Below are 25103 nucleotides of genomic sequence, written 5' to 3' on the forward strand. Positions count from 1 at the left end.
ATTTTTAATGTTTATTTGTTTTGTAATATTATTTCTAATTCTTTTTTCCAGGCGTTATAAGCGTCCTGGTAAACGGCTTTATTTTCTAATGGTTTATAAGTCATCACATAATCGTTTTCCATAATACGTTTTCCAAAAGTTTCAAAATCGCCTTTATGCAAATCGGCGGCACGAGCTGCTCCTATAGCTCCTGTTGTATTATAAATTTCAATATCCTGATGGATTAAAGTTGCTACGGTATTGGCAAAGATTTCGGAACGGTACAAATTATCATTTCCTGCACGAATAACGGTGGGTTTGATGCCATCGGAAGTTAAAATTTCCATGCCGTACACAAATGAAAAAGCAATGCCTTCGAGAGCTGCGCGACACAAATGCCCTTTATGGTGGTTGTTTAAATTTAGATTTAAAATACGCGTACCAACATCTTTATTGTTAAGCATGCGTTCGGCTCCATTTCCAAAAGGAATTAAGCAAACGCCATCGGATCCCACTGGAATTTCGGAGGCCAAAACATTCATCTCCTCATAATTATTCACTGCCAAATTATTCAGCATCCAGCGATACTGAATCCCGGCACCGTTTATACAAAGTAATTTTCCTATTCTGGCCGACTCGTTTTTAGTATAATTTACGTGGGCAAAATTATTAACGCGGGAACTTTCTTTAACCGATAAACTATCGGTAATAGCATATACTACACCTGACGTTCCTCCTGTTGAGGCGACTTCTCCCGGATTAAATACATTTAAAGACAGTGCATTGTTTGGCTGATCGCCTGCACGATAATAAATTGGTGTGCCTTCCATAAGCCCACTTTCTAATGCGCCTTGCTTATCGACCACCGATTGCAAACCAAAGGTCGCAACAATATCAGGCACCATATCTTGATGAACACCATAATACTCCAGAAGAAAATCGGCAATACTATTGGTTTTAAAATCCCAAAAAATGCCTTCAGACAATCCTGAAATAGTCGTGTTTATGATATTCGAAAATTTATAGGCGATATAATCTCCAGGAAGCATAAACTTGTGTATTCTGCTAAAAACATCTGGTTCATTATCCTTAATCCACTTCAACTTAGACGCCGTAAAATTTGCTGGAGAGTTTAATAAATTGTTAGTACATACTTCTTCTCCAATGGTTTCGAAAGCCTTATTACCTATTTCAACGGCACGACTATCGCACCAAATAATACTTTTCCGCAAAGGTTTACCGTCTTTATCAACAACTACCAAACCGTGCATTTGATAAGAAATACCAATACCTTTTATTTGGTTAGCTTCAATTTTGTTTTCAGACTTTAAACGTGAAATTGCTTTACAGACATGCTGCCACCAATGGTCGGGATCTTGTTCCGCCCAGCCGTTTTTTTCCGCATGCATGCTCATTTCTTCTTTTGGCTCCTGAACAACGTCGATACTCTTCCCTGAACTTATATCTACTAAAGCCGCCTTTATAGACGAACTTCCTATATCTAATCCTAAATAATACATGTTATAACGAATCCCTTAATGTTAATTGTGTTGGTATATATAGTTGTAATGATTTATCCGTATTAATAAACGATGCCGCCGCTGCCCCCATAGCTTTAAAATTGGTCGATATCACCGAAATACCTTTATATATAAAAGGCTTCATAGGCGTTTCGTTATACGACAAAAAGCCGGCATCGGTACCTGGTTCATAGTTTTTTAACCTACACTGTTCTAAGAATGTTCCCAAAATACGGTCACTCACACTAACATAAGCTTCCCCTTTTTTCACTACAAACGCTTCGGCTTCTGTAACAATTTTAAAATTTAAATTATTAGCCTCAGAAAACGCTTTAAAATAGGTTACGGTTTCGTAAGGATGATTTGTAAAAGAAGGATAAATAAAAACTAAACGCTTATATTTTTTTAAAGCCGGTAGAGCAGGTTTTAAAGCTTCCATAAAAGCTTGTCCAAAATCCTGAAAGACATAATTATAATCTGAATCGGCGTTTATATTCCAGTCTATTAGTAGCAATTTGTCTTTTTCAATATCTGCCAGAATTGGCGCTACCCCTTTATTGTCAAACCCCATCACCACATACTTGTAATACTTCCCTTTACTATTATTTAAAATAGTTTTGAGGTTATTAATTTTATAATGATGAAACTGCACATCAACAATAATGTTTTTAGGTAAATTATTTACAAATGCGTGATATAACACTTCTTTGTATGCTTTGAAGGTATCTAAAACGAGTAACACTTTTTTGGTATCGTTTGCGACAAAATACCCTTTGTTTGGAACAGATTCGATGACACCATTTTCTTTTAATATTGAATATGCCTTAAATACGGTATCTCTAGACAAGCTATACTCTTTAACCATGCTATTAACAGAAGGCAAAGGGTCTCCGCTACCAATGCTATTATTCGCCAGGGCATCGTTTACAGCGTTTACCAATTGCTGATATTTTGGAATATCACTATTAAAATTAAATTCAAAAACCATAATCCGTTCTGTTCTGTTCTGGTTTGTAAAATAAGTAATTTTTAAATAGAAAAACAAAAAAGGGCACTATTTTTAACAATAGCACCCTTTTATAAATTATGTCACAAAACTATTCTAGCGGTAAATATCACTACTATTAAACACTCTAGAAGTGTTGGATTTCCAGGTTAAACTAAAAGGTATTTTAGCTTGGTTGGGATTACTTAAATAAATTTTAATCGGATGCACTCCCTTTTCGAGTACCATCGTTGTACTTTTTTCATCCCCTGATTGATAGCCATAATCGGCATCAAACAATAAAGCTTTATGTAGTTTTACGACTGCCTTGTGTACCGTATTAAAGTGAAACGTATAAGTACCGGTGTTTGGTATATTTATATATCCGTTAATTAAATACAAGCTCTCCTCCCGTTTCTGAAAATCAATTTTTTCTAAATTAGAAACCTTTCCGGATTTGGTAGGTTTCATCACTGATAAATTAGGTAACCAAGGATAATCACCTGTAAAGGCCTGCCACTTAAATCCAAGTTTGGATACGCTTTTTTTAAGTGCTGGCACAGGAGCCTCGTCATATGGTCTTTTAGCAGTAGGGTTCGTACGACGCATGCGCAATACCTCGGCTTTCATTCTTTTTTGAAGATCGGCTAAATGACCATCTTTAGCAAGGTTTTGAGATTGATGGGTATCGTTTATCACATCGTAAATTTCGAAATCATCATCAGCCGATTGAATATCATAACGAATCCCAACCATGTCATTAAAGCGAATCATTTGCATTTGATTACGATTCCGATTCCGATTGTTAATTGAAAAATCGTCGTACCCTGGTGTTTTCCCAGGAAAAACATATTCTGAATATACTAAACTTTCTAATTGTTTTCCTTTTCCTGTTAAAGCTGGCATCAAAGAAACGCCATCACTAATGGCCGGCGCTTTACAGCCCGCCACATCGGTAAATGTGGGCAACCAATCGTGAGAAATATTAGATGTCTTTACCTTGGAATTTGCAGGTATTTTACCCGGCCAACGCGCTATTAACGGCAGGCGTTCTCCCCCTTCTAACACATCGCGTTTTAGCCCATCGAACGGTCCAAAGCTATCGAAAAAATCTGGGGTATTAGCTACATAACCTTTTGGTAAATACGACTCTGCTGACGGACCATTATCGGAAGTAAAAATAACCATAGTATTATCGTCAATATCTAAGTCTTTCAGCAATTTTAAGATATCACCTACCGCATTATCAATACGCCTAACACTGGTCGCATATCGTTTATAAGTTTCAGGCCATGCAACTTCCGGAGTGTTCTCATTATGATCATCGTCGTAAGTGGCCTTAGCATAATCTGGGTGCATATACGAATCTGGTTTTCCCGAAGCTGTATTAATCATTTTACCAGATGTTCCAAGCCATTGTACACCTCCATCAACACCTCCGCCAATAGGATATTCCTGTGTTGGCAATTCTAATACGGCATGTGGTGTATCGTACGCTAAAAACATAAAAAAAGGCTTTTCGGCTTTCGCCTGCTCTACAATCCATTTTTTTGCAACAGCCGTCCATAAATCGGTAGTATAGCATTTATCCAATCCTTTTGAAACTTCGGTTTCATTTTCCCAAACCTCTTTAGCCCCTCGATAAATACCTTCAACAGGGTAATGCTCATGTCCGTCACGATGACGCATATAGCCATAAAAATAATCAAAACCACGCTTATTAGGAGTGCTAGGCCAACCTTCTTCTCGACTACCTTGCAAACCCCACTTACCAATTGCAGCCGTAGCGTAGCCCAATTTTTGCGTTACATTTCCAATAGTATAATTATCAGATAATGCTTTATCGAATTGATTGTCTCGAACATTGGCATGCCCTTGAGATAATCCTGTTAATAATGAACTTCTTGATGGAGCACATACCGGTGCAGCAGCATAATGATGCGTAAGCATAACACCCTCATGAGCCATTTGATCTAAATTAGGTGTGCTTGTCCATGGTTCTGCACGATTATCTCTTGCTTTTCGTTCATTTTGATAAAACACACCAATATCACCATAACCTAAATCGTCGGTTAATATAAAAATGATATTGGGTTTTGATGTGTTTTTTTGCTGTGCTGATACAGCAAACGATAAACCTAGGCAAAATAACACCCCTAATTTAGATACTAATTTCATTGTTAAAACATTTTAAATCCAAACAGTAATAGCTCCAATATTCTCGGTTGTGGCTTCTGCTTTAATTTGCTTTTTAATTTCGTTTTCAACCAAAAACTCTATACTATAATTTCCTTTTTTATAAACTTTAGGAATAAACTTATTTTCTGAAAGCGGTAACGAATATACTAAATCTCCCTGCTCATCTAAAACTCTTACCACTGGCAGAACTTCCGACGCAATTTTTATCTCAGGAAGCATGTATTTCGCTTTTGAAAACAACTGATCTTGTTGTGTAACCGTTATCGGCCATCCTGGATATTGTGCATCGGGTTCCTTTACATCGTGAAACCTTTTATAACATGAACTGGTTATCGTTCGGTTTTTCTTGTTTATGGAAACTAACCCAAAACCATTCGATCGATCGTGTAAAATTTTTGGTTCTTTATGACTATTATAAGGATTAGCCACCGCATGGACAGTAATTTTATTTCCAAACCCATCTTCGTGATCTCCTGCAAAAGCTGGTTTCTCCGGAGAATGTGGTTTACCTGCACCCGCCTCTGGCCAAAAACGACGCGGCCATAAATTATTTAATGCCGGTCCAGTAAACGCGAAACCACTATCGCCATGTTCGTCCACACCATATTGAACAAAAGTTCCTAAATGCTGGTCTCCTGCTATATGAAATGCAAAGCCTTTGCGAATAATTTCCAGTGTTTCATTTCGCTTCTTTTGTGGCCAGCCATTGGAATCCATATCCACAGTAAAATCGTCTCCTTTAACGTACTCTCCAATTTCTGGCATGGTAAGTTTCGGAACAATTGAATCACTGGTTTCTCCTTTTGGTAATGTTGCTATAGTAGCAAAATTGGTTTGAGATAATACAACTTTCATTTTGGTGTCGTTAGACCAGTCGTCTACCCAATTTTTTAAGAAGGTTTCCTGGCGCTCTCCCAGCAATTCGGCATCCAGATCTTTATATTTTTTTATGTCGAATTCATTGTTTCTGATAAAGCCATTAAACACATCGGCTTCTTTAGGCAATACCTTAAGTGGTGCCGATTTAAATTTTCTATCTTCTAAAATTGCAAAACTTACGCCTGCGTAATTCCACTCGGTATAATACACGTTAATTCCCTGTTTTACGGGTGTCGCATCATAAGGGTCTGGAAGATGCCCTGTTTGTGTGAATTGTGCCATGTTTACCCAGTCGGCATCCATTTTGTAACCACCAGTATCTTGAGCTGCCGATGTAAAACCTAAACTGGTATCGGCATGTGTTCCCCCGCATCCCCAAAGGTTACCATGAAACACATCGTGGTCGTCGGTAATAACCCCACACGGATGATGACGAAATACTTCTCGGTACGACCAGCCAAACATCATCCACTTTCTTAAGAAATCTAAACAACGCTTATCATATTCACCTTCATACTGTACACCATAACCTCCGGTACCTTCGTAAAACTGATCGCCTAAAAACATACACATATCGTAAGACAATTCGTTTAAACTATCTACAATATCCTGATCGGGAAATCCATAATGCATGTTACAGTTTAGAATTGCGACATTTAAGTCTTCCTTGTCTTTCGGTTCGGCTTTTATTGTTCCTTCATAATAATAGCGTTTCACTCCATTAGACTGAGGTAATTCGGCACAAACACGATAAGGAATATCGTTTTCCTCAGTCCATTTGCTTACTTCAAAAAGCTTAGTACGACCATCGTTTACCAATTCACCCGCGGAAATTCGTTCCCACTTACCTGCTTTAAAAATTTCAAGTGCCACAGCATGTCCACTTAAATTTTCAAATGGTGAACATTGCGCCATTAATTTTAGTTTTCCCTTATTTAATGTGTATTGCGCAAAACAAATTGGACCAAATAATTGCGTTTCGTTTTCTTGCAGCGCGTCTCCTTCTACTTTCCAATCGCTAAAAGCACAAGTAGATTGGTCTTCTACCTTCCAGCCTAAATCGATATTAGACAATAAGGCAAAGGTTCCTGCCAAGGCGTCATTTTTAATATCAAGTTTTGAGCTTTCAAAAAGTTTTTTGTTATTCTCAGGATTAAGAATTCTAACAACCATTTCCTGAACTTCACCTTTGGCTGGTTTTGTTTTTATTGCCAGTTTAAACGATTCTGGAATTGCTGAAAACGGCGTTTCTATTTCCTGGTCGCCAACCTGCAACTGTCCTTTAGGATTTAAACCTATTTCAAGACCTTTACCAAATACGGCTGCCGAGCGGTAATCTTCAAATTTACCCTTAGCTCCTAAAAGCATGCCTACGCATCCCTTCTTGTATTTTTGCAAATCGCCTTTTGTAGTGATGGTAACTTCTAGATCTAAAGCCGAATCGCCATTTTGATGCATTACCGTAAGCAAATGCAGGTTGCGCTCTTTTCCTGCTACCACACACTCCACGGCTCCATTTCGTAATTCCCAGTCCTGAAGTCGGTTACCCCAATACTCGGGCCCGGCCCATTTCATATCCTGAAATTTGTCCCATTCACTTTTAAATTTTACTTTCTTTTTGGAATCCCACAATTCTTCTATGTAAGGCGACAAACCATAACTTGAAAAGGCTACTGGTAATACCGAACCCAACACTATGGTTTTAAGATACTCTCTACGCTTCATAACAATATATTTTTGATACTTTTTATTTTTTATTTGAATTTAAATTGATGAATTAACAAATCTATCCATTTTAAAATTTTAAGATGTCTTCTTTTTTACCACAAAAAGGGGAAAAATCAATCAATATGCAAACCCTTCATTCTAATAACGCTTTAAAAAAGAAAAACCCTTAATAATTATTAGTTTATTTCGCTAACCAATCATTTACTAAAACTAACCTTACCAATAACGAAAACTATTGTATATAAAAAAACTAGACACCCTGCATTTAAGATATCTAGTTTTTCACATTGTAAAAATTAAACTAAAACTTGTTCAAAGTCAATTGCTGATCTTTAAACAAGTTATGATTTTAGTATATTTCTATGAAAATTGGTGACTGCCCACTTTCTCTTTCCGGCATAGACCCTTTTAAAGCCCATCCTTGAGCCCAATCATAAATAGCCATATAAACGCCATTTCCAGACAACGTAGCATATTCTTCAATATGAGCTTTAGACATTCCCATTTCTACAGCAAATTTACCGCCACCTAAATCAACTATTTCAGATTCGAACCACCATGCCGGCGCGTCAGCTAACCAATTCCATTTTGTAGTCCAGTGGAAAAAATCACTTGTAGGGTTTGCTCCTTTAATATCCCATCCTGAAACCGGATAAAATTTAGTATCCATTTGCTGACCAGTTGCAACGTCTCCATCAGTATTAATAAACCACTCTGGCATGTAAATTGACATATCAGAAGTTCCTTCTAAATAAATACTAATAAGGTCTCCTGAACCGTTTACTTTAATTTTTTGTAAACTTCCACCTCCAGTAACATTATCTACAAATGGAATTTCTGCCCAATCGGTGAAATCTCCATCAATTGCAATAGATGCAGGAATATCAGCTAAAGACACTACTTTTTCTACCATGCTAACTTCTCCTGTTTCACTGTCGGTAGCAGTAAGTGTTACTGTTACATCATAACTTCCTGGACGTGTATAAGTAAATGAAGGGTTATCTAATACACTTTGAGATTGCGAAGCATCTCCAAACTGCCATAAAAAGATATCGGCATTTTCAGAATTGTTTACGAATTCAACTTTTCCACCGTCTACAACAAATTCGAAATCAGCCATAGGCATAATTTTTTCCTCTTCATCTCCTCCGCTAGAGCAAGAAAATAATGTTGATAATACAGCAATGCTTAATGCATAAAATTTACTCATTTTCATTTTAATTTTTTGTTTTTAGGTTAGTAAATTAATTAGTGATTATATGTTTACAGCTCCGTTACTTATTTTCGAAAGGATGGCCACTTTATGTAAAAGAAGATTTACATAAATGTGACATCCTAACTAACTCAAAAAATCTATAACTCAACTGTATTCAAATAATATGCGTTTAAATAGCATTTAAATTCGGGGATTGAATTTTTTGCTAAGCCCGCACATTATTTGGTTTCCAAACCTATTAAAAAGTAAAAAGCAGACCCTAAAAAAGAAGTTACAATAGGGTTACATTTGCATTACAAAAGGGTTACTTTTACAAAAACACAAAACACAAAAGACTATTAATAAGTCACTTAAAAAATCTTTAATAAAAAAACTTTAAAACATTGGCTTTATAAAAGGGTTACTTTCATTTTACCAAATACGAAGCATTAAATAAACTTAGTTGCTATTAATTTATGTTTCAAGCAAAGAATGTTAAGAATGACATTTAGGATATAAAACAGTTCGTGACAATAATCCGTGTCGTCCCAATAAATCAATTACAAACAATCATATTGAATTAAACCTGAATACATATTAAAGCCTCCCGAAGCAATTTTAATAAAGGGTTTTCTCCAATGCCAAATGGACTTTCAATCTTAACAATATCATACATACCTTAAATAGTTGTTCCCAGAAGATTTAATACAGATTATTAATAATTTAAACTGAAAAAAAAGGTCGAAAACTTTAGTTTTCGACCTTTTTTTCTCTGCTAAAATAAATAGCTACTAATAACAACTAGGGAAATACATCTTCACTTAATTTGACGCTAATAGGTTTAGCATTTCTACCCTGAACGCCTCTACTACAGCTGCATTATCTACCTGCTGATTAGGACCTCTGTATACCTTACTAAGCAATTCTAACCCTTTTGCACGACCATATTTTTCTTCAATCATTTTAAGAAGCTCATAATCTTCCTCTCCATCTCTAAAACGCTCTAAACGTAAAGTTGCAACTGGGTAATCTTTACCGAATTCATGACCACGATACACTAAATGACCATCGCCTGGTTTGGTCCATGTTGGAATAATATCGGGATCAATACTTTCATAATTATTTACGGCCCAGTATAAAAAGCCTTTACTTTGTTCTTTCCAGCTTCTCCACATCATAGAACGGGTTCCAACTGGCGAGGTGTTAAAGGTAAAACCTGGTTTAACTCCACAACAAGTGTATGTCCACCATTCTTGCTTTTCATATTCTTTAGCAAGGCATTGTGCGGCTCTTGATTCACTACTTTGTAAAGGATAATATCCTGTATTAATAATTAAAGGGTAATCTTTATAGTAATCAAAAACCTCAAAAATATTATTGCTTTCAGCAGTCATACCGCAAAAAATAGGTAATTGTATTTTCAATTCCGGAGATAATTGAGCTAACTTTTCTGCATATTCTAAAACTTTAGCATGATCTTCATAGCTTCTTGGTTCATCGTAATAATACACATATGACTTATCTAGAAGTCCTGCAGTTTCAACTTCGTTATACAACATTAATAACTCCTGGTCTGTACGATCATAAAATGGCAAAGCTAAGGCTGCAAATCGAGGATCTTTAAGATATTCTGCTGTTCTAGGATCGTTCCAGTCATAAGGCGTAGATTGTACATCTAGATGACGATGCGGTGGCCCCCAATTTACAAGGTAAGGCGATAAACGATTTTTAAAACACAATTCGAAATATTCTTCTCTTTTGCTATAAATCTCTTCTATATTCGTTGAATTGGTTAACACTTTTTGATAAATACCGAAAGCTAATGGAATTGACGGCGTTACAGGAATGGTAACATCTTTCACATCTACTGTAAAAGTTAAGGTTTTTTCACCTCTGTACGATTTTATAGTTAGCTCGTCAACATAGGTTCCCGCATCGATGTCTCGGTTTGCCTCATATGTTACTAAAAGGGTTAACACTTTATTAGTAGGCGCAAACTCTGGTTCGTCTATAGGAACAATAACTTCTCTTTCTCCATTAAAGTAAAGCACTTCACTAATGGTAAAATTTAATAAATTGTTTGCACTAGTTTTAATAAATTCTAGTTTTTCTAACTGATCTAACTCTAGGGCTAGTTGGAAACTTTCAATTTCTCCTTTAGCCATTACTAAGTTTCTCTCATCCGATAAATTTGAACGGTATGAACCTGGATCAGACAAGGTGCTGTTTATATAGGTCTTTACAGGCAATTCAGCTATCGGTTCTTCGCCTCCATTGTCGGTTTCTGTATCTTCATTTTTACTACACCCAAGAGCTACTATCGCCATTAAGCACAATGATGAAGTATAAAAACCTTTTCTGACATATGTCAATAAATTTCTTTTCATTACTTTTTTTGTTAAACTATTTAATCTTATTAAAATTGAAATAAACCAAAGCAAATGCTTTGGTTTATTTTTATGGTATATACCAAGTATTAGTACCCTGGGTTTTGTTTTAAATTACCCTTGTATTCGTTAATAAATCCGACAGGAATCGGGAATAACATTTTATTTACATCGTCATCAAATTTTTTGTAACCTGTACCACCAGTCACTCTTTGATATCTGATTAAATCGTCACGTCTGGTTCCTTCACAGTATAATTCGTGTGAACGCTCGGCTAAAATGCTATCTCGTAATTGACTTTTTGATAATCCACTCCAAGGATGTAAACCAGCTCTTACTCTTACAGCATTAACAAACGATAAAGCCGTGTTACCACCATCGCTGGTTTGCATAATTCCATCTTGATCTACTTTAGTAACCGCAGGAGCACTTACACTTGAGGTTTGTCCAAGTTCATTTAAAATTTCACCTAATGACAATAATACATCTGCATAACGGTATACGATAAAATCTTGCCCTTGGAAGAAACCAACCTGATTATCATCTATTTCATACTTCACAGGAATAGCACCATCACCTAAACCATGTCTGTTGCTCACCGGATTTTCCCGGGTTACCTCTACCCCAGAATCGGTAGTGTAAGCTGCCGATATTCCAGATAAACGCATATCTTTTTGATCGAAAGTATCATAGAAATCCCAAAGAATTTTATAACCTCCCCAAGTACCAGCTTCTCTCGCTATCTTACTAGGGTAGTTATTTGGTAACGCTTCAGCGTGATACATCATCGTATTAAAACTATAATCAGAAGGTGAAGCAAACACAATCTCCTTATTTCTTTTGTTTGCTACGGTAAAAATATCGCTGTAATTTTCTAATAGCTCGAAAGAACCACCGCTGATAATCATTTCGGCACGTTCTTTTGCTTTCACCCAAAAACTTGTGTCTCCGGTTCGACCAGCCTCTAACATGTATAATTTCATTAAAACAAAGTTGGCGATATCAGAATTTACACGTCCGAAATTGCTACCAAAATCGGCTTTAGGTAAATTTTCACCTTGAATAAGGAAATTCTCAATAATACTAACAAACTCTTCGTTAGATGGTCTTTCGGGATATTCAATTTCCTGAGGGTTTGCTAACATATCATCGGTTGGATATGGTACTGCACCATACCAACTGTATAAATAAAATGCTTTCCATCCAGCAATAACGCTAGCTTCTGCCACTAAAGCATTTTTTTTAGCTTCTGGTAAATTGTCCATACCTTGAAGTTGCTTAATAACTAAACGCGCATTCGAGATATGATTGTAATAACGAAATAATCGGTTCGTTCCATAACCTTGTTCTTGCGTCCACTGGTGGGTTCTTAAAAACTCCCAAGGGTTAGGACCGTACGAACATTTTATTACATCACCTGCGGCGACGTCGGCAGTCATCACTACAGAGTTAATATTTTGCACAAACAACCCCGGACTCCAGATAGCAACTTTGGTAATAGAATTAAAATATAATGCCGCGATTGCCAGCTCAGCATCTGCTTCATTTTTATAAAAGTTATCTGGGGTAATTTTATTATACTCCTCGCGTTCCAGCTCGCAACTTTGCGCTAAAAAAACTGCAAGAAGACCATATATTATATATTTGATTTTCATTTCTTCGAATTTTTAAATTAGAATGTTAGTTGTAAACCTAAACTAAATGTTCTTTGATTTGGATATGCTCCAATGTAGGCGTCGGTTTCTGGATCCATACCTGTGTAAGGTGTAAACAAGAATGGATTCATTACATTACCGTAAACTCTAAGCCTATTCATATGAATCTTTTTCAAGATATCTGATGGTAATGTATACCCTAAAGTAATATCTCTAACACGTACAAACCAGGCTTCCTCTAAGAAGAAATCGCCAGTACCATACTTCGCATAATTTTGTAAAGAAGACACACCAGTTCCACTTCTGTTGTCACTGTTATATCTGTCTAAAATATTAGTTTGCATATTGGACGCATTTGCCAACATTTTGTTTACGGCAGGCCCTCCATAACTAACTTCGGTAGCATTTTCTTTCCATCGGTTAAACACACCATAGGTATAAATAGATAAGTCGAAATTTTTATAATTAAATACATTGTTAAAACCAATTGTGTATGGCGTGTTTACACCTACTTTTACTAAATCGGCAGCATCAATAATTCCATCTGGAGCACCTGAATACTGTGGTTTATCGTTTTCGTCGAGCACACGATTTCCATCGGCATCTAATAAATATCCATTAACGTCTAAAATCTTAACCGTTCCTGGAATTTGGTTTAGGTCATCGGTTGTATTTAAAGTAACCAAACCATCCGATTTATATCTCCAGATTTCACCAAAATACTGTCTAGGTGATTGGTTGATTCCCAAAACAAAACTAGGATCACGTTTTAACCATTGATCGCGATAGTATGTAAAAGTTACAGTAGAATTCCAGTTGAAATCTTTGGTTTCAACATTTCTGGTGTTTAATGTTAATTCGGTACCGTAAGTACGCTTTTTAGCATCTAGGTTATAGGCTACTTGGCCGATAGAATTAGAACTTAATAAATCCTTTTGTCCAAGAATACGACTAATTTCTCTGTTAAAGTATTCAATAGATCCGGAAACACGATTATCGAACATCGAGAAATCGATACCAAAGTTTATATCAACCTGTTTCTCCCATTTTAAATCTGGGTTACCTAAGCCTGCTAACTGAACTCCTGAAATAATTTGATTACCCCACATAGTATTCGCTCCTGGCGCATAATAATCTGAAAAGGCCGTTCCGATATTATCGTTCCCTGTTTCACCATAACCCGCTCTAAGCTTTAATTGGTTTAACCAGTTGCTTGATCCTTGCATAAAATCTTCACGTGTTACATCCCATCCCACAGAAATTCCAGGGAAAAACCCATATTGATGGTTAGGTGCAAAATTAGAAGATCCATCAACCCTTAAATTTACGTTTACAAAATATTTAAGATTGAAATCGTAACTGGTTTTCGCGAAGAACGAAATTAACTCCGAACTTCCACCACCAGACCAAACATTTGCACGATCGGCTGCCAAGCCTAAATTATTCCATAACACGCCATCGTAAGGAAAATTAGTTGCTCTTACACCTAAATTTTCCCATTTATAACTCATATACTCTGTACCTAAAGTCCCTGAAACATGATGGTTATCGCCAAACGTATCACGATAGTTTAACAAAGCTTGAAATTGTCTATTTGTATTTTCATTACCTGCTCTGTCGGCACGCCCATTAAAACTTAAACCTGCGATGGTGCTAGTAGGCACATAACCGTAACTTTCGCTTTGGTTTCTATCAAAACCAACTTGGGTGCGAAGCGATAATTCTGGTAAAAATTTATATTCCAAATAAGCATTGGCGAAAAAACGCTCCATTTTCGTTTTATTGGTTATATCTAAATACGATACCGGATTCGGAAAATTAGATTGTCTGATATTTACTTGATATCCACCATCCTCGTTTCTAATAGGCAAGGTAGGATCGAATTGTAATGCACTGGTAAGAATACCACTGTTTTCGGTTGTTCCTCCATTACCAATTGAAATGTTATCAGTATTAATTTGGCTGAAATTAATAGTAACGCCGCCAGTCATTTTATCGCCAAAAGATTGATCGACATTAACACGACCTGTATATTTTGAATAATCGTTATTTTTGATAACTCCTTTTTGATCAAATGCACTAAAGGAAGAATAAAAACGCGTGTTCTTTTGGCTAGCACTAACCGATAAATCATAGGTATTTACCGCCCCTGTTTGCAATACAGCACCAAGGAAATCGGTACCTTGTTTTGTTCCATTTTCATACTCGGCGATTTGAGCGTTACTGTATATTGGCGTGTAAGCCCCTGGATTCGTCCAGCCATTAGGTTTTGGAACAAGTTCATAAATATTTTGCCTACTATCATATAACCATTTTTCATAGTTAACACGATTCGTTTCATTCATATAATCTAACGCATTAAGCATTTCAGGAAGATTATAAAAATTCTGTACTCCAGAGCTAGCGTTTACATTTACTGTTAAGGCTTCTCCTCCTTTTTTACCGCGTTTAGTAGTTATTAAAATAACACCTCCCGCTGCTTTAGATCCGTAAATAGATGTTGCCGAAGCATCTTTTAAAATATCGATACTCTCGATATCGTTTGGGTTTAGAGACGATAACACACCATCTAAAGACCCTGTTCCGTATTGACCAACTGATGTTGGTGAAAAACCAGAAGTAGGCATCCCATCAATTACAATTAATGGCGAACGCCCCGTTGCCGATCCACGAATTTGTAAATTTACCGAACCTCCAGGCTGCGCCGAATTGATATTCGCATTAAGACCTGCAGCACGTCCACCTAAAGATTGCGCGATTGATGATGTAGGTGCTTTTACAGCTTCGCTTACATCTACAGAAGCTACAGATGACGTCACAGTACGTCGGCTTTGCGTACCATAACCAACCACAACAACTTCCTCTAAAGCCGCTGTATCTTCTACAAGTACAACCTCAAAAGTTGTTTTATCTCCGACAACTATTTCCTGTGTTTTGTACCCCATGAAAGACACTTGCAAAACTGCTTTTTCATTAGAAACACTTAAATAAAAGTTTCCGTCAAAATCGGTTTGAACACCATTTACTGTGCCTTTTTCCAAAACATTTGCTCCAAGTAAAGGCATCCCCTTTTCGTCTTTAACAACCCCTTGAATATCAATTTTTTCCTGAGGCAAGACACTCACTTTAGCATTATTAATACCTTCTTTATAAGTATTAGATAAACCACCGGCAAAACCTTGTGTTACGCAACATAAAAGTGCGACACCAGCCAGGCCAGTTCTTAAATCAAATTTTGAAACTAAAGCATTCTTATACTTTAGTCCATTAGTTTTTCCCATAGTTTTAAATTTAATTGGAGTTATTTAAAGATGTTAAACAAAAAAGCAGATAATAGCCTACTATCGCTACAGTTATAGTTTATTAACTACCTTTCGATTTAAGCTCCGGCCAACTAATTATACATCATTAGGTAAATACAATTAATTTGCCGCAAGCGACAACCCCTCAAACCTAGATGAAAAACCAAAAAAAAATTAGCACAATTAGTTACAATAAGGTTACATTTGCATTACATTAAGGTTACACAGTAAAAAGTAAAACATTTTTTTATTCATATTTTACAGGGACTTCAAGACATTTAACCTCGAAATTCGAAAATCATATTTAAAAAATACTAGGTTACTCTATGCATATTAAATACCTCACTAGAATTTTACTTACAATCCTTGTATACAACTCCTTTGTTAGTGCACAACAATACCAGTTGCAGTTTAAAAATTTAAATCATAAACAAGGATTATCCGATAGTCGAATTTCTGATGTACTTCAGACTTCAGACGGCATTATATGGATTGGTGGTCAAATTGCTGTAGACCGATTTGACGGAGAAAACACAACTCCATACGATTTAGGTATTAACAACACCATTAATCAACTATTAGAAGACAACTCGGATCATGTTTGGGCAGCCACCCTAAATGGCCTTTTTGTTTTTAACAAATCCGAAAATAGTTTTAAAAAAATAAGCGAATACCTCATTAAAAACAACCAAATTGTTAATCAAAACATCACGAGTATTGTTCAAGCTGAAGACAACTGGATTTATTTCAGCACTAAAAAAGGCATTATAGCTCGTTTTTTATATGATCCTGAAAATTACATTATAGAAAATAGTTTCGAAACATTAAAAACACCGAATGGTTTTGTGGGGCATGTAACAAAAATATCAAAAGCCAAGGACCATTCGTTTTGGCTAGGCACCAATACAGGTTCGATTTATAAATTAAAGGACGATTCTATTTCTCTGGCGTTCTCTGAAACCGAATACGATATAAAAGCCATTAACGATTTGTGCGAGGATTATAAAAACAATCTTTGGATAGGATCTAACATTCAAGGTTTAATAAGAATCAACTTATCCGACAAAAACATAACCTATTATAATAATGCTGCCCAAACTAATAAATCAATAAACAATAATATAGTACTATCCTTACTACCCAGTAAAGACCATCTTTGGATAGGTACTGATGGTGGCGGATTAAATTTATACGAATACGAAACAGATTCATTTAGTTATTTCATTCAAGATAATAGTTCAAAATCTATTTCAGACAATTCTATACTTTCGGTAAAAAAGGGACTTAACGATAATATATTGTTAGGTACTGTGCACGGTGGCGTTTCTATATTTAAAAGCGAATTTGCCATTAAAAATATCCCTCCCGAAACGTTAGGGTTTACTCATGTTGACCAACAGGGCTCTATTATTCTAGAAGACAGCAATAATAATCTTTGGATTTCAGCGGGCCGGAACGGACTACTTAGGTATACTCCTAGAACAAAAACCTCGAAAACTTATACCGAACAAACAAACAACAAACCAGGGCTTAACGGTAATATTGTATTATCACTTTTCGAGGATAAAAAACACAGACTATGGATTGGCACATTTCGCGGCGGTTTAAATATTCTCGATTTAAATTCGGATGAGTTTATTACCGATTACGACACTAAAAAATTTAATTCAGTTTGGAACATTAAAGAAGATGGATATGGCAACATTTGGGTAGGTAACCGGGTTGGAATTACGATTTACGATAGCGATTTAAATATCGTAAAAGAACTAAGCCCCGTATCTCAAACCAATATCTTAGCCAATAGCACAAAAGCAATTTTTAAAGACATAAATAATGATATGTGGGTTGGTACCATTAATGGATTGTTCAAATATGATTATGATACCAAATACACAAAAAAGCACAAATATATTCATGACAAAACCAACGCTAACACGATAAGCAATAACCATATTCTTTCCATTGGCCAGTGTAATGATTTATCAATTTTAGTAGGGACTCACGGCCATGGAGTTAATAAATACAATAGAACCCATAATAACTTTGAGAGACTCGATGAATTAAACGGGAAAGCATCGGTTACCCAAGGTATATTTCCTGACGAGTTAAATAATATTTGGCTAAGTACGCTTTCAGGCCTTGTAAAAATAGATTCTTCGGGGACTGCAACCAGCTTCGAAGAAAACGATGGTGTTTACCCGTTTACTGGTGGCGCGGCCATTACCGACCATAAAGGTCAAATTTTAATGGCGGGAAATTACGGTCTTTCATATTTTAGCCCTAAAGACTTAAACCCGACACCAACAAACTTTAAAATAAACTTTACCTCAGCACACCTTATTAACCGAGATTCAATACATGAATTATCATCAACACACCTAGCTGAATATCAAAACAACAAAAATAAAATCCTCGAAATAGATCCCGAGAATATTATGTTTAATATTAAATATGCGTGTGCCGACCCTATTATTAATGAAGAAATAAATTACGCTTACAAAATAAAAGAACTCGATAATTACTGGCACTCCATAGGTGAGCAACAGTCAATTTCATTCTCTAATTTAAAACCAGGAAAATACACTTTAGCGCTAAGAGGCGCCAATAAAAACGGTAAATGGGGACAGCACACCATATTTTTAAACATTAAAGTACTACCTACGTTATGGGAAAGCCTGTGGTTTAAAATTGTTATAATTATTTTCGCCATGGTACTTATTTACTTTATAATTACCTGGCGTATCTCTTCAATTAATAAACAAAAAGAAAATCTTAGCATTTTACTAAACCAAAGAGCTGAAGAAGTTAAACAGCAACAAAATAAAATTGCTGAAAACAAAATAAAAATTCTTGAAATAGAGAAAGAACACCAGGAATTACAACAAAAAAAGCTGGAAGGAGAGCTAGCATTCAAAACAAAAGAACTTACAAACAACACCCTAAGAACAGTTCACAAAAACGATCTTTTAAACGACATAAAGGAAAACTTAAAAAAAGAGGTTAGACATAAAGATATAAACAAGGACAACTTAAAAAAATTAATTAGCCATATTGATGATAGTTTTATGTTAGACAAGGAATGGGACCATTTTTACTCTTTATTTAATCAAATTCACCCCAGCTTTATTGAAAACTTAAAAACGTATAATCCGCAGCTTAACGAAAGAGAAATAAAATTATGTGCTTTAATTTTAATGGAGTTTACCTCTCAAAATATGGCAACCCTATTTGGCATTTCTTTAAGCTCTGTAAAAGTGGCACGCCACAGACTTAGAAAAAAACTAGAGTTAAACGAAAATGAATCTATTTTAGATTTTTTAAAAAAACTTCAATAGCACACATAAAACTATTGCCTCCTGTTAGCTAACAAAGGAGGTGCATCGCCATTAAAAGGATTCCATCGGCTTATACTTTTTGCCCCCATACCAGAGGCTCTAATAACAGCCCTGTCGCCATAACGCTCACGCATTTTATCGAGTGCCTGATATAGTCTAATAGTTTTATCGTCGTCTTCAAACAAATCTATTTGATGCCCGCCTTCTACCAAATGGCTAAACTTAACCCCTATTAACCTCACCAATAACCGACGCTGATATAACTTATTATAAAGCTCCATAACCACAGGAATAATATGATGATCGGCCGAACTGTATGGAATACGTTTTTGCTGGGTATACGTTTGAAAATCGGAATACCTGATTTTAAACGTAATACATGCCGTTAACTTATTACCCCGACGTAATTGATACGCTAAATTTTCGGCCATAGCGATAATGATACTTTTAAGTTTATTGATATCTGTTGTGTCTTTATCGAAAGTTCTTTCGGTTGAGATAGACTTTCTCTCGCGATACTGAACTACGGGACTATTATCAATTCCGTTTGCTTTTTTCCAGATTACAATACCATTCTTACCAAACACCTTATGCATCATTTCCATAGGCATTTTTTGAATGGTTTGTATTTGCTTTATCCCAAGATCGCACATAGCCTTATAGGTAACACTACCTACCATAGGAATTTTTTTTACCGATAACGGCGAAAGAAACACTTTTTCATGCCCATTAGCTATTTGAATTTGATTATTAGGCTTTGCTTCGCCCGTTGCTATTTTAGAAACCGTTTTGTTTGCCGACAACCCAAAAGAAATAGGTAAACCTGTTTCCTTAATTATCCTTAATCTTATTTCGGAAGCCAACTGAAGACAACCAAAAAACTTATCCATTCCTGTTAAATCGATATAAAATTCATCGATGGAAGACTTCTCATAAAGAGGAACACATTCCTTAATAATCTCGGTAACGGCATTAGAAAATTTGGTATAAACCCCCGAGTTTCCTCTTAAAATAACAGCTTCAGGACATAGTTGCTTTGCCATACGCATAGGCATGGCCGAATGTATACCAAATTTACGCGCCTCATAACTACAAGACGCTACAACACCGCGATCGGATGTCCCACCAATAAGTACAGGTTTTCCTATAAGCCTGCTGTCTAACAAACGTTCGCAAGACACAAAAAATGTATCTAAATCCATATGTACAATTGACCTGTTATTTATCATGCACTTATATTTTTGTCTGAATATCTGGGATCTTCAATAATGGGTAAGCGTTCCATTTTAATCACCTCAACCGATAAACAATCGAACTCCTCCATCACTTTTCCTGTAATACTGTAAATACCTTTACCTCGAAATGGATACTTTGTTGCCACCGGCGGAAAATGCACCGTATCTATAAAATCGCCCGCAACATCTAAAAAGGTTCCAAAATACATCGTTTTATTGTTAGATGTACTGGTGCGTTTTACGGTTACTAAATACCCATGAACAGTAATAACCCTACCTATATTATTTACTAAATCGAACGCGCGCATAGGATGACTTAATGGCTCCAATAGCAACTCAAACGGACTACATAACGAATACCCCAAAAGTTCCATTTCGTCGAAAGCATCTTCTAACGGACTTTGCCGTAATTCGGGAAGTACAAATGCTTTTCGTCTGGGCTTAAATAATGTTATCTCATGCTCATTATCGATTGCTTTACTCACTTTCATATGGGCCTCCCACAACAATTCCTTTTTATTTTTTCCCGTAAAACGGAAGGCATTAATTTTAATTAAAATAATAAGTTGCTCGATACCAATAGCCACCCGATCTATAAAGTCGTCTAAATCGAAAAACAGTCCGTTTGCCTGTCGATCTTTAACAATTTTACTCCCTATTTTATGCTCGAAAGCATGTAAAAATTTAAAACCGATGTATATTGACTTGCCTTTAATTACAGTATCAACACTACTACTATTTACACAAGGAGCTTCAATAATTCCGCCATGCATTCGGGCTTCATGCACGTAGTATTCGGTTTGATAAAATCCCCCATAATTGTTTATAGTAGCCACCATATACTCCAAAGGATAACACGCCTTAAGAAACAAACTCTGATAACTTTCTACCGCATACGACGCCGAGTGCCCTTTGGCAAACGCATAGCCCGCAAAACTTTCAATTTGCCGCCAAATCTCTTTGGTTAAACTTAGCGCCTTATTCGATTTTTTACAGTTTTCAAAAAAGGTATCTTTCACTTTTAAAAACGCGTCTCTCGACCTGAATTTACCAGACATCCCGCGACGCAGCATATCGGCTTCACCCAAATTTAAACCTGCAAAATAATGTGCCACTTTAATAACATCTTCCTGATATACCATAACCCCATACGTTTCGGGCATAATTTCGAGTAAAACCGGATGCGCATCGCGACGTCGATCGGGATATCGATACCGCATAATGTATTCGCGCATCATGCCAGACTTTGCCACCCCGGGCCTAATAACCGAACTCGCCGCCACCAACCCTAAATAATCATCGACCTGAAGTTTTTTTAACAGCATACGCATGGCTGGCGACTCTACGTAAAAACAACCAATGACTTTGGCATTTTTTAGCAAGTATTTTATGGCTTCATCTTCTTTAAACCGCTTAATATCATGAATATCTATAGGAGCATCCTCTGGGTTGTTATACTTTATTATTTCTACAGCGTCTTTAATTTTACCCAAGCCACGCTGACTCAAAATATCAAATTTATACAAGCCTATATCTTCGGCAACTACCATATCAAATTGCGTTGTTGGAAACCCTTTAGGCGGCATAAATGTGGCCGTATAATAATGAATTGGTTTTTCTGAAATAATAATCCCCCCTGCATGAATCCCCAAGTAATTGGGAAAACCTTGTATGCGCTCACTATAAACAATAACCAGCTTCGACAACTCATCTAAAGTATTATAATTAAAACGCCCCGAAGCCAAGACATCAATTTCGTGCTTTGGTAAACCAAACACTTTACCCAATTCGCGTATAGCTGCTTTGTGCTTAAATGTATTATAAACTGTAATGAGTGCCGTGTGCTTAAATCGTTTAAAAATAAAATGGGTAATATCATCTCTATCAGTCCAGGAAAAATCGAGATCGAAATCGGGCGGATTGGTTCTGTAAAGATTAATAAAACGCTCAAAATACAAATCGAGTTCAATAGGATCAACATCGGTAATACGCAACAAATAAGCGACAACACTATTAGCGCCGCTACCTCGCCCCACATAAAAATACCCTTTACTTCGGGCGTACTTTAAAATTTTCCAATTGATTAAAAAATAAGAAACAAAACCTTTTTCTTTTATAATATTAAGCTCCTTAGTGATACGGTCCAACAAAGCATCATTCACCTTAGCATATCGATAAGCCACACCTTCATAAGTTAATTTTTTAAGCAACCTGAAATCTAAAGAAACATTTCCGGTATACGATTCCTGATTGTTTGGTGTTTGCTGTGAAAAATCGAAATCAATACAGCAGGCCTCTAACAACCTTTCTGTATTTGTTATTATTTGAGGAAAATCCTTAAATGCCCTTATAATGGCGTCAGGTGGTTTCATTATATCATGCACAGAACCTTGCTGATCTAACGGAAGTTTACTTAAAAGTGTATTATTATCAATGGCTCGCAATAAGCGATGGGTGTTAAAATCCTTTTTATCCCTAAAAGATAATGTTTCAAGAATTACTACTTTATTTAAATGGTTTACATACTTTGAAAACCTGAATCTATTCAGGTCTTTTGCAGAAACCCCTATAAATTCGTTGTTATTCAAAGCCTTAACATCTATAGCATTTTGATACGGATAAATAACAAAAACATCGGAAACAGATGGTGGCCGCTCTGAAAAAGACAAATCATGATGCAAATGATTCGACAAATAATCGTTTATATTTTTAAAGCCTTTATTATTCTTAGCGAGTAGCACAAAATGCTGTTTGGCTGCATTTCTAAAATCGACACCAATAATGGGTTTTATTCCGTAATTTGAAGATAAACGCACAAAATCCAAACAAGCCGAAGTCGTATTAATATCGGTTAACGCCATAGCCTTTACACCATAATAATGCCCAATTTTTAAGAGCATTTCAGGCGCAATGGTACCATACCTTAAACTATAATATGAGTGACAATTTAAATACAAAAACCAGTTCCTTTTAATTATTCTACAAAATTAACTACAATATGTAGTAAACATTGCTTAATTTTGTAGCATATGAGTTATTTTGCAATCAACTTTAAGTACCTGAGAACTTTAAAAGGGTTTTCGCAAGAGCAAATGGCAGACGAGCTAAGCATTACCCGTTCCCGCGTGGGATCGTATGAAGAAGCCCGTTCTGAGCCACCTTTAGATTTATTGATTAAAATATCCGATTACTATCAATTACCCATTGATGCTTTGGTAAAAAATAACTTAACTAAGGTTTCAGACACCTCATTTATAAATATTGGTAATCATAGAATTCTGTTTCCTATTACCGTAAACGAAGACAACGAAGACCTTATCGAAATTGTTCCTAATAAAGCTACAGCAGGTTATTTAAATGGTTACGATGACCCAGAATATATTGAGCAACTTGAAAAAATTAAACTCCCGTTTCTTCCTTCAGGAAAACATCGCACATTTCCTATAAAAGGCGATTCGATGCTTCCTGTAAGAGACGGCTCGTATGTTGTTGCACGTTACGTTGAAAATATTCAGGATATTAAACACGGAAGAACCTATATTGTTTTAACTCGAAATGAAGGAATTGTTTACAAACGCATTAAAGCCGATGAAAATCCCGAAATGCTAATATTACATTCCGACAATACGAATTACAAACCTTACCATATTCATAAAAAAGACATCTTAGAGTTATGGGAATTTACTTGTTGCATAAATACTCAGGAATACGACGAAAGCGAGCTAAAAATAAGCAGTATTATACAGATGTTTCAGGAACTAGGTGTAGAGCTAGAAGAACTTAAAAAAATACAATAACCAACTATTTAGACATAAAAAAAGCCTTTACGAAAATCGTAAAGGCTTTAGTACTGAAGGCGGGACTTGAACCCGCACGACCTAAATGGTCATTGGATTTTAAGTCCAACGTGTCTACCAATTCCACCACTTCAGCATCTTGGTATATTTTTTGAAAAGTCTCAGAGCGAAAGACGGGATTTGAACCCGCGACCCTCACCTTGGCAAGGTGATGCTCTACCCCTGAGCTACTTTCGCAGTTATTATTATGAACGTGCAATACTGCTATTGCGGCTGCAAATATACAATAGTTTTTAAATTGTAAAACTTTTTTGTGCACTTTTACATTTTAATTCACATAAACTAACTTTTAGTTTTTAACTGAATAAGTTCTCGATACAATTTCTCGCACCTCGAAATCGCTCGAACTGAGGAACTCATTCATTTTTAAACATCATAAACCAAACAAGCCACCACTTCGAGTGGATTTTTCGATTGCCATGAGAAAAACTTGTATCGAGAAGTTGCCATATTATAAAATGCTGAAATCTTAAACTTTTCTTGCGTTAGGGATTGAACGGTTTGTTTGAGCTCACCGACGCAGGAGGCAGCGAGTAGTAAAAGCCCACCCCGTAGTGTTCCTGCTAGGTTTACAAAACCTTGTAGGTATAACTCATAGTAACGCCCCGATTATTTTATGGCATAAAAAAAGCCTTTACGAAAATCGTAAAGGCTTTAGTACTGAAGGCGGGACTTGAACCCGCACGACCTAAATGGTCATTGGATTTTAAGTCCAACGTGTCTACCAATTCCACCACTTCAGCATCTTGGTATATTTTTTGAAAAGTCTCAGAGCGAAAGACGGGATTTGAACCCGCGACCCTCACCTTGGCAAGGTGATGCTCTACCCCTGAGCTACTTTCGCAGT

General features: G+C 36.2%; 12 protein-coding genes and 4 tRNA genes. 2 read left to right on the forward strand and 14 right to left on the reverse strand.

Annotated elements, in window-relative coordinates; genetic code table 11:
• Positions 1 to 11 precede the first annotated feature (11 nt).
• From ICJ83_RS12675 to ICJ83_RS12710, 8 genes are all read right to left on the reverse strand, one after another.
• Positions 12 to 1499 carry a xylulokinase gene (locus tag ICJ83_RS12675; RefSeq protein WP_188230768.1) on the reverse strand — a complete coding sequence of 496 codons (1488 nt, stop codon included), beginning with the start codon at positions 1497 to 1499 and terminating at the stop codon, positions 12 to 14.
• A gap of 1 nt (position 1500) precedes the next feature.
• Positions 1501 to 2544 carry a GntR family transcriptional regulator gene (locus tag ICJ83_RS12680; protein WP_317173291.1) on the reverse strand — a complete coding sequence of 348 codons (1044 nt, stop codon included), beginning with the start codon at positions 2542 to 2544 and terminating at the stop codon, positions 1501 to 1503.
• 57 nt (positions 2545 to 2601) lie between these two features.
• On the reverse strand, positions 2602 to 4662 hold the full coding sequence (locus ICJ83_RS12685) for a sulfatase-like hydrolase/transferase (RefSeq protein ID WP_188230769.1): 2061 nt from the start codon (positions 4660 to 4662) through the stop codon (positions 2602 to 2604).
• Positions 4663 to 4674: 12 nt separating this feature from the next.
• Positions 4675 to 7287 (reverse strand): alkaline phosphatase D family protein, encoded by a 2613-nt coding sequence (locus ICJ83_RS12690; protein ID WP_188230770.1) that lies wholly within the window; start codon positions 7285 to 7287, stop codon positions 4675 to 4677.
• Positions 7288 to 7639: 352 nt separating this feature from the next.
• Positions 7640 to 8500: a PKD domain-containing protein gene (locus ICJ83_RS12695; protein ID WP_188230771.1), complete on the reverse strand. Its 861-nt coding sequence runs from the start codon at positions 8498 to 8500 to the stop codon at positions 7640 to 7642.
• A gap of 806 nt (positions 8501 to 9306) precedes the next feature.
• The gene (locus ICJ83_RS12700) at positions 9307 to 10872 is read right to left on the reverse strand and encodes a glycoside hydrolase domain-containing protein (protein WP_188230772.1); all 1566 of its coding nucleotides are present in this window, start codon (positions 10870 to 10872) and stop codon (positions 9307 to 9309) included.
• An 89-nt stretch (positions 10873 to 10961) separates the two neighbouring features.
• A complete protein-coding gene (locus tag ICJ83_RS12705; protein WP_188230773.1) occupies positions 10962 to 12527 on the reverse strand; it encodes a RagB/SusD family nutrient uptake outer membrane protein in 1566 nt (521 codons plus the stop codon).
• Positions 12528 to 12544: 17 nt separating this feature from the next.
• Positions 12545 to 15808, reverse strand: a complete 3264-nt coding sequence (locus ICJ83_RS12710) for a SusC/RagA family TonB-linked outer membrane protein (RefSeq protein WP_188230774.1) — start codon at positions 15806 to 15808, stop codon at positions 12545 to 12547.
• Positions 15809 to 16155: 347 nt separating this feature from the next.
• Here ICJ83_RS12710 and ICJ83_RS12715 point away from each other — a divergent pair, with 347 nt between their 5' ends.
• Positions 16156 to 19164, forward strand: a complete 3009-nt coding sequence (locus ICJ83_RS12715; RefSeq protein ID WP_188230775.1) for a two-component regulator propeller domain-containing protein — start codon at positions 16156 to 16158, stop codon at positions 19162 to 19164.
• Between the two features lie 11 nt (positions 19165 to 19175).
• Here ICJ83_RS12715 and dinB read toward each other — a convergent pair whose 3' ends face one another.
• Entirely contained in the window at positions 19176 to 20393 is a 1218-nt protein-coding gene (dinB, locus tag ICJ83_RS12720) for a DNA polymerase IV (RefSeq protein WP_188230776.1), read from the reverse strand.
• A complete protein-coding gene (locus ICJ83_RS12725; protein WP_188230777.1) occupies positions 20390 to 23356 on the reverse strand; it encodes a DNA polymerase III subunit alpha in 2967 nt (988 codons plus the stop codon). Before ICJ83_RS12725 ends, dinB begins: the two co-directional genes overlap by 4 nt.
• A 72-nt stretch (positions 23357 to 23428) precedes the next feature.
• On the opposite strand from ICJ83_RS12725, the gene ICJ83_RS12730 reads away from it, so the two are divergent.
• Complete coding sequence (locus tag ICJ83_RS12730) at positions 23429 to 24196, forward strand: XRE family transcriptional regulator (protein ID WP_188230778.1); 768 nt, start codon at positions 23429 to 23431, stop codon at positions 24194 to 24196.
• A 51-nt stretch (positions 24197 to 24247) separates the two neighbouring features.
• Here the strand turns inward: ICJ83_RS12730 and ICJ83_RS12735 are convergent.
• The 4 genes from ICJ83_RS12735 to ICJ83_RS12750 all read right to left on the reverse strand — a co-directional run bounded on the left by ICJ83_RS12735 (position 24248) and on the right by ICJ83_RS12750 (position 25100).
• Positions 24248 to 24332 (reverse strand) — tRNA-Leu (locus ICJ83_RS12735).
• 29 nt (positions 24333 to 24361) lie between these two features.
• Positions 24362 to 24433 (reverse strand) — tRNA-Gly (locus tag ICJ83_RS12740).
• Between the two features lie 481 nt (positions 24434 to 24914).
• Positions 24915 to 24999: transfer RNA gene (locus tag ICJ83_RS12745), tRNA-Leu, on the reverse strand.
• Between the two features lie 29 nt (positions 25000 to 25028).
• Positions 25029 to 25100, reverse strand: a tRNA-Gly gene (locus ICJ83_RS12750).
• Positions 25101 to 25103: the final 3 nt, after the last annotated feature.

Source organism: Aestuariibaculum sediminum, assembly GCF_014596945.1.
Taxonomy (GTDB): domain Bacteria; phylum Bacteroidota; class Bacteroidia; order Flavobacteriales; family Flavobacteriaceae; genus Aestuariibaculum; species Aestuariibaculum sediminum.